General features: G+C 32.5%; 18 protein-coding genes. 11 read left to right on the top strand and 7 right to left on the bottom strand.

The genetic code is table 11. The features are described 5' to 3' along the window. Positions 1-9: 9 nt before the first annotated feature. Both AC1EUV_RS08015 and AC1EUV_RS08010 read left to right on the top strand, forming a co-directional pair. Positions 10-849, top strand: a complete 840-nt coding sequence (locus tag AC1EUV_RS08015; protein ID WP_480198162.1) for a 1,4-dihydroxy-2-naphthoyl-CoA synthase — start codon at positions 10-12, stop codon at positions 847-849. 21 nt (positions 850-870) lie between these two features. Beyond that, the gene (locus tag AC1EUV_RS08010; RefSeq protein ID WP_480198161.1) at positions 871-1,482 is read left to right on the top strand and encodes a fumarylacetoacetate hydrolase family protein; all 612 of its coding nucleotides are present in this window, start codon (positions 871-873) and stop codon (positions 1,480-1,482) included. Positions 1,483-1,484: 2 nt separating this feature from the next. Here the strand turns inward: AC1EUV_RS08010 and AC1EUV_RS08005 are convergent, their stop codons facing one another. Together AC1EUV_RS08005 and AC1EUV_RS08000 are read right to left on the bottom strand one after the other, a co-directional pair. Then, entirely contained in the window at positions 1,485-2,963 is a 1,479-nt protein-coding gene (locus tag AC1EUV_RS08005) for a M28 family peptidase (RefSeq protein ID WP_480198160.1), read from the bottom strand. 71 nt (positions 2,964-3,034) lie between these two features. After that, positions 3,035-4,066 carry an acetamidase/formamidase family protein gene (locus AC1EUV_RS08000; protein ID WP_480198159.1) on the bottom strand — a complete coding sequence of 344 codons (1,032 nt, stop codon included), beginning with the start codon at positions 4,064-4,066 and terminating at the stop codon, positions 3,035-3,037. An 88-nt stretch (positions 4,067-4,154) separates the two neighbouring features. Here AC1EUV_RS08000 and AC1EUV_RS07995 point away from each other — a divergent pair, with 88 nt between their 5' ends. The 9 genes from AC1EUV_RS07995 to rlmF all read left to right on the top strand — a co-directional run bounded on the left by AC1EUV_RS07995 (position 4,155) and on the right by rlmF (position 11,374). Then, complete coding sequence (locus tag AC1EUV_RS07995) at positions 4,155-5,402, top strand: competence/damage-inducible protein A (RefSeq protein ID WP_480198158.1); 1,248 nt, start codon at positions 4,155-4,157, stop codon at positions 5,400-5,402. Positions 5,403-5,476: 74 nt separating this feature from the next. Next, the gene (gene rpmB / locus AC1EUV_RS07990; RefSeq protein ID WP_480198157.1) at positions 5,477-5,716 is read left to right on the top strand and encodes a 50S ribosomal protein L28; all 240 of its coding nucleotides are present in this window, start codon (positions 5,477-5,479) and stop codon (positions 5,714-5,716) included. A 6-nt stretch (positions 5,717-5,722) separates the two neighbouring features. Further along, positions 5,723-5,905, top strand: coding sequence for a 50S ribosomal protein L33 (gene rpmG / locus AC1EUV_RS07985; protein WP_480198156.1), 183 nt, complete (start codon positions 5,723-5,725; stop codon positions 5,903-5,905). Positions 5,906-5,925: 20 nt separating this feature from the next. Beyond that, positions 5,926-6,075, top strand: coding sequence for a DUF4295 domain-containing protein (locus AC1EUV_RS07980; protein WP_480198155.1), 150 nt, complete (start codon positions 5,926-5,928; stop codon positions 6,073-6,075). 90 nt (positions 6,076-6,165) lie between these two features. Further along, complete coding sequence (gene ftsY, locus AC1EUV_RS07975) at positions 6,166-7,119, top strand: signal recognition particle-docking protein FtsY (protein WP_480198154.1); 954 nt, start codon at positions 6,166-6,168, stop codon at positions 7,117-7,119. Then, a complete protein-coding gene (locus AC1EUV_RS07970; protein ID WP_480198153.1) occupies positions 7,119-7,463 on the top strand; it encodes a hypothetical protein in 345 nt (114 codons plus the stop codon). The genes ftsY and AC1EUV_RS07970 overlap by 1 nt, the downstream gene beginning before the upstream one ends. Position 7,464: 1 nt before the next feature. Then, the gene (gene rimO / locus AC1EUV_RS07965) at positions 7,465-8,775 is read left to right on the top strand and encodes a 30S ribosomal protein S12 methylthiotransferase RimO (RefSeq protein WP_480198152.1); all 1,311 of its coding nucleotides are present in this window, start codon (positions 7,465-7,467) and stop codon (positions 8,773-8,775) included. 81 nt (positions 8,776-8,856) lie between these two features. Then, on the top strand, positions 8,857-10,470 hold the full coding sequence (bshC, locus tag AC1EUV_RS07960) for a bacillithiol biosynthesis cysteine-adding enzyme BshC (RefSeq protein WP_480198151.1): 1,614 nt from the start codon (positions 8,857-8,859) through the stop codon (positions 10,468-10,470). Positions 10,471-10,474: 4 nt separating this feature from the next. Then, on the top strand, positions 10,475-11,374 hold the full coding sequence (gene rlmF, locus AC1EUV_RS07955) for a 23S rRNA (adenine(1618)-N(6))-methyltransferase RlmF (RefSeq protein WP_480198150.1): 900 nt from the start codon (positions 10,475-10,477) through the stop codon (positions 11,372-11,374). Here rlmF and AC1EUV_RS07950 read toward each other — a convergent pair. From AC1EUV_RS07950 to AC1EUV_RS07930, 5 genes are all read right to left on the bottom strand, one after another. Beyond that, positions 11,366-11,803, bottom strand: a complete 438-nt coding sequence (locus AC1EUV_RS07950; RefSeq protein ID WP_480198149.1) for an NUDIX domain-containing protein — start codon at positions 11,801-11,803, stop codon at positions 11,366-11,368. The genes rlmF and AC1EUV_RS07950 overlap by 9 nt on opposite strands. Positions 11,804-11,831: 28 nt before the next feature. After that, positions 11,832-12,305: a hypothetical protein gene (locus AC1EUV_RS07945; RefSeq protein WP_480198148.1), complete on the bottom strand. Its 474-nt coding sequence runs from the start codon at positions 12,303-12,305 to the stop codon at positions 11,832-11,834. A gap of 158 nt (positions 12,306-12,463) precedes the next feature. Next, positions 12,464-12,847, bottom strand: a complete 384-nt coding sequence (locus AC1EUV_RS07940; protein WP_480198147.1) for a DoxX family membrane protein — start codon at positions 12,845-12,847, stop codon at positions 12,464-12,466. Between the two features lie 57 nt (positions 12,848-12,904). Next, on the bottom strand, positions 12,905-14,464 hold the full coding sequence (locus AC1EUV_RS07935) for an amidohydrolase family protein (RefSeq protein WP_480198146.1): 1,560 nt from the start codon (positions 14,462-14,464) through the stop codon (positions 12,905-12,907). Between the two features lie 26 nt (positions 14,465-14,490). Then, on the bottom strand, positions 14,491-14,958 hold the full coding sequence (locus AC1EUV_RS07930) for a histidine triad nucleotide-binding protein (RefSeq protein ID WP_480198145.1): 468 nt from the start codon (positions 14,956-14,958) through the stop codon (positions 14,491-14,493). Between the last annotated feature and the right edge of the window lie 13 nt (positions 14,959-14,971).

Raw genomic sequence — 14,971 nt, 5'->3', positions numbered from 1 at the left:
TTGTAAAATATGATACAGATTGACTGGAAAGTTGCTAAAAAATATGATGACATCACTTACAAAAAGTGTAATGGAGTAGCTAGAATAGCATTTAACCGACCAGATATACGCAATGCATTTAGACCTAAAACTACTAGTGAATTATATGATGCATTTTATGATGCTCAAGAAGATACTAATATAGGCGCTATTTTACTTTCCGCCGAAGGGCCATCAAGCAAAGATGGTGTTTATTCATTTTGTAGCGGTGGAGATCAAAAAGCACGTGGTCACCAAGGCTACGTAGGTGAAGATGGATATCATAGATTAAATATATTAGAAGTTCAGCGTTTAATTCGATTTATGCCTAAAGTGGTTATTGCCGTTGTTCCTGGCTGGGCTGTTGGTGGCGGTCATAGTTTGCATGTAGTTTGCGATATGACATTAGCAAGTAAAGAACACGCCATTTTTAAGCAGACAGACGCTGATGTTACTAGTTTTGACGGAGGCTATGGATCTGCTTATTTAGCTAAAATGGTAGGTCAAAAAAAAGCGAGAGAAATTTTCTTTTTAGGACGTAATTATTCTGCACAAGAAGCTTACGAAATGGGTATGGTGAATGCAGTTATACCTCATGCGGAATTGGAAGACACGGCTTATCAATGGGCTCAAGAGGTTTTAGCAAAATCGCCTACATCAATAAAAATGTTAAAATTTGCTATGAATTTAACTGATGATGGTATGGTGGGCCAGCAGGTATTTGCTGGTGAAGCTACCCGTTTAGCTTATATGACTGATGAGGCTAAAGAAGGACGTAATGCATTTTTAGAAAAGCGTAAACCTAATTTTGAAAAAAAATGGATTCCTTAAAATACTACTTTCCAAATTGATATGAAGATTATTTGTATAGGTCGAAATTATGCCAAGCATATAGAGGAATTGGCTAATGAAAGACCAGAAGAACCTGTTGTTTTTTTAAAGCCAGATTCGGCAATTTTACCAAAAAAAACGCCTTTTTTTATTCCACCATTTTCAACTGATATTCATTATGAGGTAGAAGTTTTAGTGAAAATAAACAAAGTTGGTAAGTATATATCGGAAAAATTTGCTCACAAATACTATGACGAAATAGGGCTAGGAATTGACTTTACAGCAAGAGATGTGCAATCGAGTTGTAAAGAAAAAGGCTTGCCATGGGAAAAAGCAAAGGCGTTTGATGGAAGTGCAGTGGTTAGTACTACTTTCTACCCCAAACATGAATTTGATTTAAACAATCTTAAGTTTCAATTAAAAAAGAATGATTCAATAGTTCAAGATGGAAACACCAATGCCATGCTTTGGAAAATAGATGAACTAATAGCTTATGTATCACAATTTTTTATACTCAAAAAAGGCGATATAATTTTTACCGGAACTCCAGCAGGAGTAGGTAAAGTGGAATCAAATGATTTACTAATTGGAATCCTAGAAGGTAACGAAGCCTTTCGAATTAAAATTAAATAAAATTAATTTTTGATTGCTGTTCTATTATAGAGTTTTACCCCAGCGTCATGATACTTATCACCTTCTTTCCAAAATGGAATTTCTGGATCGTTAGCAATTAATCTAGATGCTAATACATATGATTTGAAGAACTTTTCTAAATAATCATAATCTAAACTTTCTGGATTATCAGCTTGTTGATGATAGTATTTTCCAATTTCTGCATCAAAAGAAGTAAACCCTAAACTGAAGGTTGGAGCGGGAATACCTTTTGCTGCAAAATGTACGTTATCTGATCGATCAAATAATCCTTGCTCTGGAGCTGGATCATCTGTTGCTTTCAATCCGAAAGCCTCAGCAGCTTTTTTAATATGTTTGTCTGCGGTAGTTCTACCTAAGCCTATAATTGTAGCTAAAGAAGTATCGTTATATCCTCCGTTATCACTATTAAAGCAATAAACCATTTTATCTAGTGGCACAACAGGATGTTCAACATACCATTTACTTCCTAATAATCCTTTCTCTTCACCTGTGAATAATATAAAAAGAGCAGATCGCTTAGTTGGATACTTACCCATGTTTTCTGCTGCACTTAGCACTGTTACGGTACCTACTGCATTATCTCTTGCTCCATTATAAATAGAATCTTTTTCAGCGTTAGGTTTACCTACACCTACATGGTCGTAATGTGCGGAATAAATAACAAATTGATCTTTTAACTTAGGGTCAGATCCTTCAATCATACCAACAACATTTTTTGCTTTTACTGGAGTTTTAGTAATTCCTTCTATATTTAAGTTGGCATTGACCTTTTTTGTAGATGACAATTCATTTAAGATGGCACTATCAGTATCTTTCAACCACAAATGAAGAGCTTTTTTAGTTTCATTGCTAGCTAATCCCATTTTATCATTATTAAAATAGTGTGCAAAGCGTTCCCATAATTGATCATTAGCATTGCTTAGTTCAATTAACCCGATTGCTCCATTTTTTTCTACTAACTCTCTTTTAGTTCTACCTACACCAAAAGCAGCTTGAGGGTTTGAATTTTCAGGTGTTCCAGCTTTAGCAATGATAAGTTTTCCTTTAACATCCTTTCCTTTGTAGTCATCTTCTAAGCCATAGCTAAGATAGATAGCTTGACCATTAAAAAATGTATTGTAACCTCTTATTTGCATTAATTTGTCTGAAGAGAAATCATTTAACCTAATACCTAATTTTTTTGGTGCAGATATATTTTCAAGTTCAACATTTTGATAATAACTACCATTATTTGCTGGTTTTGCTCCATATCTTCTCAATGTATTTGCTAAATAAGAAGCAGCGATATCAATTTCTGGTGACCCTGTTTCTCTACCTCTTAATTCATCAGAAGCTAAAAAATAGATATGGCCTTCGATATCATTTTTTGAAATAGTAGCTTTTGTTTTCTCTATGTCCGTTTGACCTGTTGTTGATAAGATAGACAATAATAAAATGATTGGTAGTATTATTTTTTTCATGATTAAAATTTAGAAGACGTTAAAGGTAGTTGAATCTAGTATGATTTTCAAAAATTTAACAATAGGTTGTGTTATTCTATTCCCAGTACTTTTTTATCCATATGCATAGTAACTAACATATGAGGAACATCTACAGTTTCAGCAATTTTAAGATCACCAGACAGGGAACATAAAGCATAAGCTTCTAATTTAGAAAGATTATGTTCTTTCATTAAGTAATCTATCATATATAATGTAGCCTTTTTTGCAGCTTCATCTATAGTAGTGCCAAACCCAGTTGTAGCATAATAATCTTCTGTTTCGTATTGTGGTTCTTTAATACTTTTGTCTTTAATCAACTCTATTTGATAGACAACTCTAAGAGGAACTTCAATTGCAGTACCACAAACTTCTCCATGACCTTGCACAGCATGACCATCACCTAAAGAAAACAAGCCGCCTTCAACAAAAACAGGAAAATAAACTGTAGTACCTTTAGTTAAGTTTGGATCATCCATATTACCACCATTTGCTCTTGGCGGAATTGTCGATAATAGTTCGGTAGTGGCCGGAGCAACCCCCATAACACCTGGAAAAGGGTTTAATTCAATTTTTATATTGTCGTTAAAATTAACATGAGTTATATTTTTTCCTAATTCATAAGTCCTAAAATAGGATCCTTCAATAGAATCTGCAACAAAACCAAATCCCGAAAGAATAGCATTCCAACCCCAATCACCAACTTCAATTTCATGGAGAGTAACTTTTAAGACATCTCCTGGTCGAGCATCTTCGACATAAACAGGTCCAGTAAGAGGGTGTACAAGATCTAAATTAAAATTTTTAAGATCTTCAACAGTGGAGTTTATATCAAATTGCTCATCAAAAGCATCTTCTGTAAATGCTTCTATAACAGCTCCAGATTTAACTGTCAAAACAGGTTTGATTGTGCTACTAAATTTATTATGTGTTTGGTCTTTAGTTAAGGTATGTTGAGGTTTTATCTCATTTATAATTTCTGTCTTAGCTTTAGTAGTATTTTGCTCTTCGGTTTTAGTATCATTTTTACAACCTGTAAAAAGAACTAATAAAGTAAATAATCTAATATATTTTTTAGTTGACATTTTGAAGAGATTTAAGGATGAAATAATAATTAAAGTTACAAAATTATTAAGAATAGCGTTAAATTTGCTTTTTCATAAAAAAAGAGATTTGAACGCGGAGATTATAACCATTGGTGATGAGATTTTAATTGGGCAAATTACCGATACCAACTCACAATGGATTGCCCAAGAGTTGAATAAAATTGGAGTTTCTGTTTTCCAGATTACCTCCATTCAAGATAAAAAATCACATATTTTGAAGGCTATTTCTGAAGCTGAATCAAATGCTAATATTGTAATTCTTACTGGAGGATTAGGCCCTACAAAAGATGATATTACAAAACATACTATAGCGGAATATTTCAACTGTAGTTTAGAACTTAACGAAGAAATTGTTGAGCATATTAGAGCGATGTTCGAAAAAATTGGATATGAATTTACCGAATTGAATAAACAGCAAGCTTTGCTTCCTGTTAAGGCTAAGGTTCTAAAGAATTACTTGGGTACGGCTTCAGGTATGTGGTTTGAGAAGAATGGAAAGGTGTTTATTTCATTGCCAGGTGTTCCTAATGAAATGAAAGGGTTGATGCTTAGAAAAGTATTGCCTAAACTTCAAGAATCGTTTGACCTACCTTATATTATTCATAAAACCATTCTTACTTATGGTATGGGCGAAAGTAAGGTTGCTGAACGAATAGAAGAATGGGAGGATAATTTACCTCAATTTATCAAGTTAGCTTATTTACCTGATTATGGTAGATTGCGATTAAGACTTTCTGCAAAGGGAGATGATGAAAAAAGCTTACAGCAATCTCTAGAAAAAGAGGTCGCAAATCTCACGCAATTAATTGATGATATCATTGTAGGTTATGACGAAGACGAGAGTTTGGAGGCTGAGATTGGTAAACTATTAATTAAAAAAAATAAGACCTTGGCTGTTGCAGAAAGTTGCACCGGTGGTAATGTGGCTAAAATGATTACTTCTGTACCAGGAGCATCGAGATATTTTATTGGTTCAATTACAAGTTATAATGAACGTATAAAAGAAGAATTTCTCAACGTTTCCAAAGAAATAATAGATGAACATTCTGTAGTAAGTGCTCAAGTTGCAGAAGTTATGGTGCTAGGTATACAGAAATTGTATAATTCTGATTATGCAATAGCCATTACTGGTAATGCTGGTCCAACTAAAGATAACACTGACGAATCTGTTGGAAAAGTGTATATTGCTATAGCCTCACCATTAGGAGTTTATGTAAAGGATTATCAATTCGGTCAACCACGCCAAAAGGTGATACAAAAGGCTTCTGTAAAGTCATTAGAATTGTTGAAAATTTCTATTTTAAAAAACAATTGAAATAGTTTGTGTGTTTTTTAAAAAGTTATTATTTTTGCACCTCGTTTTAGAACAACCATTAAAACAGTTTAGAAATGTCAAGAGTTTGTGAGTTAACAGGAAAAAAAGCAATGGTAGGAAACAATGTTTCTCATGCCATGAATAAAACGAAAAGAAAATTCGACGCTAACTTAATGAAGAAGCGTTTTTATATTCCTGAAGAAGATAAGTGGATCACTTTAAAAGTTTCTGCTTCTGCTTTAAAGAATATCAATAAAAAAGGAATTTCTGCTGTAATTAAAGAAGCCAGAGCAAATGGCTTTTTAAAAAAATAATATCAAATGGCAAAGAAAGGTAATAGAATTCAAGTTATTTTAGAATGTACAGAGCACAAAAATAGTGGTCTACCTGGTACGTCTAGATATATTACAACAAAGAGTAAAAAGAATACTCCAGATAGAATGGAATTAAAAAAATTCAATCCTATCATGAAGAAAATGACTGTTCACAAAGAAATTAAATAATTTCAGAAAATATTTGAATCATGGCAAAGAAAGCAGTAGCATCGTTACAAACAGGTTCTAAAAGGTTAACTAAGGCTATCAAAATGGTAAAATCTCCAAAAACTGGAGCATACACTTTTGTTGAAGCTATTATGGATCCGTCTAAAGTAAACGATTTCTTAAAGAAATAATCGTTTAAAACGTATATATAAAGAGCTACTTTCAGACTGTTGAAAGTAGCTTTTCTTATTTATATTTGTTACAATAATTTGAATTAATAAATGAGCTTATTTAAAAATATATTTTCAAAAGATAAAAAGGAAACTTTAGATAAAGGTCTCGAAAAAAGTAATGCATCTTTTTTTGGTAAGCTTTCTAAAGCTGTAGCTGGAAAATCTAAGGTAGATGACGATGTTCTAGATAATTTAGAAGAGGTGTTAGTAGCATCTGATGTTGGGGTAGCAACTACTTTAAAGGTAATAGAGCGTATCGAAGCGCGTGTGGCACGAGATAAATATTTAGGGACGGATGAATTGAATAAAATTCTTCGTGAGGAAATTGCAGGCCTGTTATCAGAAACTAATATTGGTAACGAAACAGAATTTTCTGTTCCAAAGGATAAAAAGCCATATGTTATTATGGTGGTTGGGGTTAATGGTGTAGGTAAGACCACAACTATTGGTAAATTGGCATCTCAATTTAAAAAGCAAGGACTAAAAGTAGTTTTAGGTGCTGGTGATACTTTCCGGGCGGCTGCAATTGATCAATTGCAAGTGTGGGCAGATAGAGTAGATGTGCCTATTGTTAAGCAAAAGATGGGTTCAGACCCAGCTTCGGTAGCTTTCGATACAGTACAATCTGCTGTAAATCAAGATGCCGATGTGGTGATAATTGATACAGCAGGTCGTTTGCATAATAAAGTTAATTTAATGAATGAGTTAACTAAGATAAAGCGGGTAATGCAAAAAACTATTGAAGATGCTCCTCATGATGTATTATTGGTTTTAGATGGTTCTACTGGTCAAAACGCATTTGAACAAGCAAAGGCTTTTACTAAAGCAACAGAAGTTACTTCTTTAGCCGTAACTAAGTTAGATGGAACAGCAAAAGGTGGTGTGGTCATTGGTATTTCAGATCAATTTCAGATTCCTGTTAAATATATTGGAGTAGGTGAAGGCATTGACGATCTTCAAGTATTTAACAAGAATGAGTTTGTAGATTCCTTTTTTAAATAATGGAAAATTCCACTAGAAACTTAATGGTTTTATATGGCATAGTTGCTTTCCTTTCTGTTGTTGGAGTAACATTAAACATCATTCAGATTTTTAATTTAAAAACCTTGGATGACCCAAAAATCACAAAAGAGATTGTTGAAGGATTTTCTAAAGGATTTTACACAATTGCGTTCTTTTATTTAGTAATAGCACTGACGTCTATAGGAGCAATGATAAAGAAAAGATTCTCCAAATCACTTTTATTAGTTTTAGCTGTGCTATTAATTACTGTTTTTGTTTTTGGTCCTTTTCTGTTCGATTTCATTCTTGGTGATAGTGCTCTAGATTTAAATATTAAAAGATAAGATGCGTACAAAATCTACAAAACAGAATAAGATTAATGTGGTAACCTTAGGTTGCTCAAAGAATATATATGACTCCGAAGTATTAATGGGTCAATTAAAAGCAAATGGGAAGGAAGTTGTACACGAAGACGAGCAAGATGATGGTAACATTGTAGTAATTAATACCTGTGGGTTTATAGGTCAAGCTAAAGAAGAATCAGTCAATACCATTTTACATTATGCCCATAAAAAAGAAAAAGGCGAAGTAGATAAAGTATTCGTTACCGGCTGTTTAAGTGAGCGTTATAAGCCAGATCTAGAAAAGGAAATACCAGATGTAGATCAGTATTTTGGCACACACGATTTACCTAATTTATTAAAAGTACTAGAAGCTGATTATAAACATGAATTATTAGGTGAACGTTTAACTACTACGCCTAAGCACTATGCATATTTAAAAATAGCTGAAGGTTGCGATCGACCATGTTCATTTTGCGCAATTCCTTTAATGCGTGGTAAACATAAGTCAACTCCTATTGAAGAATTAGTTATTGAAGCTACTAAGTTAGCAGAAAAAGGGATTAAAGAATTGATTTTAATTGCCCAAGATTTAACCTATTATGGGCTGGATATCTACAAGAAGCGTGCTTTAGCAGATTTATTGAATGAATTGGTTAAAATTGATGGTATAGAATGGATTCGTTTGCATTACGCTTTTCCAACAGGATTTCCACTAGATGTGCTTGAGGTTATGAAAAATGAACCAAAAGTTTGCAATTATCTAGACATTCCGTTGCAGCATATCAATACAGATATTTTAAAATCAATGCGAAGAGGTACTACGTTTGAAAAAACAAATAAGCTTTTAACTCAGTTTAGAGCGGCTGTTCCAGATATGGCTATTCGTACGACATTAATTGTTGGTTATCCAGGCGAAACAAATGAGATTTTTGAAGAATTAAAGCAATGGGTAATTGAAACTCGTTTTGATCGTTTAGGTGCTTTCGCTTATTCACACGAAGAGAATACGCATGCTGCAACATTAGTTGATGATGTTCCAGAAAAGGTTAAAGAGCAACGTGTTTCAGAAATTATGGAAATTCAAAGTCAAATTTCATTTGAATTGAATCAAGAAAAAATTGGCAAAACCTATAAATGTATTTTTGATAGAAAAGAAGGTAATTACTTCTTTGGTCGTACAGAATTCGACTCACCAGACGTTGATAATGACGTGATAGTAAATGCTCGCGAACATTATCTACAAATAGGTCAATTTGTAAATGTGAAAATTACTTCTGCAGGTGACTTTGACTTAAATGGTATTCCAGTTTAGTTAAAAAAATGTTAGTAATAACATTCTTATCTAACTGATGCGCTAAATTTTAGTAATTTTAGCACAATCAAATACATTTAAATGACCGAAGAAGATTGTAAAGTTAAAGCTCAAACTATTCCCTTTAAGCAAACTGGTTATTTTTCTAAAACTATATGTGATTATTTAGATAGATCTGAGCATATAAACACTTTTTATAACAATTTTCCAGATTTAAATGGATTTAAAAAGCAGCTAAAAGAAAAGCAGTCATCTTTTAATCCAGAATTTAGAACTGTTTTGGTATCGGCACTTAAGAATCAATATAAAAGCATACCTGCTTCCGATAGTACAAAACAAAATATTGAAGCTTTAGCTCTAGAGAATACCTTTACAATAACTACCGGGCATCAGTTAAACTTATTTACAGGCCCATTATATTTTTTATATAAAATCATTTCTACAATCAATTTGTCAGAAAGGTTAAAGAAAGAATTTCCTAATAGTAATTTTGTCCCTATTTACTGGATGGCTAGTGAAGATCATGATTTTGATGAAATCAATTATTTTAACCTTAACGAAAAAAAAATAGCATGGAATAGAGGGAGTAGTGGCGCTGTTGGAAGGCTGTCTACCAAAGGATTAGATGAGGTATTCGGAGCATTTTCTAGATTAGTTGGTAATACTGAAAATGCTAATTATTTGAAAGATCTTTTTAGAAAGGGCTATTTAGAACATGATGGTTTAACAGAAGCCACTCTATACATTGCGAATGAATTGTTTGCCAAATATGGGCTTGTAATAGTAGACGGAGATGATAAGGGGTTGAAAAAACTATTCATCCCTTTTGTAGAGGATGAATTAATAAAGCAGACTAGCCATAAAGAGGTTTCAGAAACAATTGCTACCCTTGAAAAGAATTATAAAATTCAGGTCAATCCTCGTGAGATCAACCTATTTTACTTAGCGGATGAACTGCGGGAGCGAATCATTATAGAAGATGGAACTTATAAAGTAAATAATACTGATATTTCTTTTAGCAAGGGTGAGATAATCAAACATCTCTATGAGATGCCAGAACGGTTTAGCCCCAATGCATTGTTGAGGCCGCTATATCAGGAAGTGATTCTACCGAACTTATGTTATATAGGCGGAGGGGGAGAGCTTGCTTATTGGTTTGAGTTGAAATCTTATTTTGAAGCAATAAAAATTCCATTTCCAATTTTATTACTTCGTAATTCGGTGTTGTTACAATCAGAAAAACAAACTCAGAAATTGGAAAAATTGAACATTTCTCAAGAAGAAATTTTCTTAAAACAAAATGATTTAATAGATAAAAAAATTAAAGAGGTTTCTGAACTTAAAATTGATTTTTCTTCACAAAAAGAGTTACTAAAAAAGCAATTTTATGAGCTTGAAAAGATTGCAGAACAAACCGATAAATCTTTTATTGGTGCTGTAAAAGCGCAAACAAAAAAACAACTCAATGGGCTTGATAATCTTGAAAAAAGACTATTAAAAGCTGAAAAACGGAAACACTTAGAAATAACTAATAGAATTAAGGACCTTCAAAATGAATTGTTTCCTAACCAGAGTTTAGAAGAACGACAACGTAATTTTTCTGAATATTATTTAGAATATGGTGACCAGCTAATTCCTAAATTAGTAGAAAGTTTAGATCCGTTAATCGGAGAGTTTTCAATAGTACAATTATAATTTCATGGAAAAGCAACCAAGTTTGCATCCTAGAAATATACATCGTTCGGGATATGATTTTTCTAAACTTTGTGATGCTTACCATCCGTTAAAAGAATTTGTATTTACAAATAAGTATGATACTACTACTATTGATTTTTCGTCACCTGAAGCTGTTAAAAAACTAAATAGAGCATTATTATTTGCATATTATAATTTATCTTATTGGGAATTTTCGGATGTAAATTTATGTCCTCCTATTCCTGGGCGTGTAGATTATATTCATCATATAGCAGATTTAATAAATGAATCAGAAATTAAAAATGCAATAATCTTAGATATTGGCACAGGAGCCAGTTGTATCTACCCTATTTTAGGAAACGCAATATATGAATGGAAGTTTGTAGCAATAGATATTGATAAAAAATCATTGCATTTTGCTAGTCAAAATATTATAAACAACAAATTAGAAAATGTAATAGAATTACGTATTCAAGAAAATAAAAGCAATATTTTTAAAGGAATACTAAATCAAGAAGATAAATTTTCAATTACTATGTGTAACCCTCCTTTTTATAATTCTATTGAGGATGCCAAGAAACAAAATACAAGAAAAAATAAAGGTCTAAATATTAAGACAGACCAAAGAAATTTTGCTGGTATTGAGGATGAACTAAGTTTTAAAGGTGGAGAAAAAGCATTTTTGCATACCTATTTATATGAAAGTTCATTATTTAAAATGCAATGTTTTTGGTATACAACCTTAGTTTCTAAAAAAGAAAATGTAAAAAGTATGTACGCTTCGTTAGAAAAATTGGGTGCAACTACTATTAAAACAATCCCTATGCATCAAGGCAATAAAATTACTCGTATTGTAGCTTGGACGTTTTTGAATGAAAAAGAAAAGAAAGAATGGTTACAATAACTGGCATAATTCTAATGCCCTTGTATATGCCTTTAACCTAAATTGTACATCAAAATTTTGTAATTCTTTTGGGTTTATCCAATACAATTTTTCAAACTCATCATCTTGTGGTATTAGCTCCCAAGATGTATTGTAATTGATTTTTATGACAGATAGTTCTTGTCCTTTATAGATATAATATGGATCTTCTGGAGGGTATGTATAACGAATCTTTTCCTTAAAAACGGTTTCAATATCATTATTAGAAATTGAAATACCTAATTCTTCATTTAGTTCTCTTTTTATTCCAGTTAAGGCACTTTCATCAGGATCTAAACCACCTTGTGGAAATTTGTAACCACCGTCACGTGGTGATGAACCAATTAAAACTTTACCTTCTTTATTTACTAATATGGCAAGAACTGCTATGCGGAAAGTATCTTTCGTCATAGCACAAATTTACAACTAATATTAACGGCTAAATGGCAGAAAGATGAATAACTTTTTCTACGTTATCATTAGTTTCATCGATAATTCTAAGTGTTGGTACTTTTGATATTTTTTCAATAATGTTTTTTACATCTACTACAAAATCTGTTAGTATTTTTCCAACTTTTTTATCAGATGATAACGCCTCATCCTGCGGATAATAATCATTTAAAAAAGTGAAATGCTTTTTGTCGATATCACTGAAAGCCTCTTTTTTCAGCATTAAGGTTTGGTACAAAAACGAATATATTTCTAGCTTTTGTTTATTGATTTCAGACACAGACCGTATTTGCATTAATAAATCTAATCTAGTTTTAAAAGTCATGCGTCCTTTTAGACCAAGAGCATTAATTGTTTCAATATCGTCTACCCCTAAGCGTTTTATTAAGTACTTAGAGATTAATTGATCAATATTGTAAGTGGTATAAAAAAATTCTTCTTTAACTTCCTTCAATATATTCATAGCATAGTAGGGTTGTGAGACATACTCTTTTAGTTGTTTTTATAACAAAATTTTAAGGAGAGATGGGTCTCTTTTTATAGCAATTTAAATCACTACTTTATTAGTGATCTACCCAAATATATAAAAATGGAGTATTTAAAAAATTAAAAATTAACGATTTACAGCTTTTCGCCAATAATTGGTATGCTTTTTCTATTTATAAGTAAAGTAATAAGTGATAATACAAAAACCAGTAGGGCCATGAAAAATAAAGTACCACCATCACCATTGATTTCTATACCTAGTTTGGTAAGATGCATAAATACCGCTCCAGAAATAGTTCCCAAAGTTATTAGTGCTCCGAGCCAAATAGTTCTTGGTATTAAAATCAATATAGCTGCAATTAATTCGACAACACCAGAACCTATTCTTCCAGCATCACCTAAACCCGTTTTTTCAAAAATATAAAGGCTATCTTCATGTCCACCAAATTTAAAATAGAGTGTTTGAATCAAGATTACAGCAACAACAATTCTAATAATTAAAGGAAAATATTTTTTCATGGTTCAGTATTTTTATAATCTGATTTTTTAGACGACAGAAACAAAAATCATTACAGATTAATTTTTAATACCTGGCTGAGTAATCTTAAAATTTTCTTTTTGTTTAGCTTCGTTGACCATACGTTTAACGTCAACTAATATTTTTTTTGCATCATAGATAATTCCATCTTTTATAGTGTATTTTACACCGCCAACACGAACAACTTCATTATCTTCAGTTAGTTTAATGGCACCAGTTCCATATAATGCTTTTAGGTTTAATAATGGGTTTTCCTCTAAAATGACAAAATCTGCTAGTTTGCCTATTTCTACTGAACCTATTTTATCGTCCCAGCCTAAAGCTTCAGCACCGTTTAAAGTAGCAGCTCTTATTACTTCTAAGGGATGAAATCCAGCTTCACGTAGTAATTCTAATTCTCGTATATATGCAAAACCATATAATTGAAAAATGAATCCAGAATCTGAACCAGCAGTCACTCGACCACCTCTGTTTTTATATTCATTAATAAAGGTCATCCATAATTGGTAATTCTTTTTCCATGCTATTTCTTGTTCAGTACCCCAATAATGCCAGTAGGAACCATGCGATATTTTACTTGGTTGATAGAACTTCCATAAAGAAGGTAAAGTGTAGTCTTCATGCCATTCTGCTCTTCTAGCTCTTTGAAGATCTCTACTTGCTTCATAGATATTAAATGTAGGATCTAGGGTAAAATCTAGTTCAAGCAATTCATTCATTACGTTATTCCAATGTTCAGAATAAGGCTTTGCAGCTTGCTGCCATAATTTACCAGCCTCTTCAAAACGATGCTGCTCATTATTGTAATTGTATTCCAACGGATAATGCTGAACAGTTCTATCTTCAAATAAGGCTTCAGGTAGACCGTACCAATGCTCCATTGAAGTCATTCCTGCTCTAGCAGAATGTAGTACATTCCACCTAGCAACACTCATTTGTGCATGGTGAGCGGTAGATCTAAGGCCTAATTTTTTGTTTTCGTCTAATGCCGCTGCCATAATATCAGGTTCAGCACCAAAAAATTTGATGCCATCAGCACCATTTTTTGCATTTTGTCTAACCCAAGCTCTTGCCATTTCAGGTGTGCTAATAGGTTTATCACTCCCTGAGCCAAAGCCTGTATATTCAAAAATTCTAGGAGCTATAATTTTGTTAGCAGCACTTTGACGTTTTAGCTCAATTGCATTACGACCACTAGGTTGTTTAACCGTTGTTATTCCGTGTGCCATCCAAAGCTTAAAAACATAATCTGGTTCTGCTCCTTGAGCTTTTCCGCCAATATGACCATGCATATCAACAAATCCTGGTAAGAGATACATACCATTAGCATCTAATTCTTTTCCCCCAGCTTTTAACTTAGGTCGCTTACTTTCGTCTATCTTAACTCCTGGGTATCCAACAACTTTTATATCCTTAATAATATTATTTTCTACTACAATATCGACCGGACTTATTGGTGGAGCTCCGTTGCCATTTATAAGTGTAATACCCCTAATGATAAGTTGAGAGAATGGCCCTTCACTAAAATCTTGGTTGCTTTGTGAGAAGCCAATGAGTGTTGAGCTAATAAAGGCAAGTAGGGTAAAATATTTTTTCATAATGTTAAGGTTAGAGGATTGCTAAGTTAATCAACATTTTCTTTATAGTCTTGCGTTACCATAGGTCCTAGTTTTTTACCACCTAGTAGGTGTAAATGAATATGAAAAACTGATTGACCAGAATCTTCATTATTGTTCATAGACAATCTGTAACCGGTTTCTGCTATTCCTTTTTCTTTAGCTAGTTTTTTCGCTATTAAAAAAAGTTTACCAAGTACTTTGGTATCCTCTTCTGTAGCATCATTAATGGTGTAAATTTCTTTTTTTGGCACAATGAGCAAATGTACTGGGGCCTGTAGGCGTAAAGGAACAAAAGCTATTACGTCATCATCTTCATATTCAATAGTTGCTGGTAATTTTCTGTTTATAATTTTAGTAAATACTGAGCCTTTTTCGATTTTCTCTTTTTTCTTTTTGGTATAGGCTTCACTTTGAGCTGTAGAAATTGAAACTCCTATAATTAAGCAGGTGACAAATAAGTAAATAGCTTTCATTAGAATACATTTT

It is taken from the genome of Maritimimonas sp. 2304DJ26-3, from assembly GCF_056591635.1.
The sequence above is the reverse complement of the archived record's forward strand: the minus strand, read 5'-3'. Positions and strand labels throughout refer to the sequence as shown.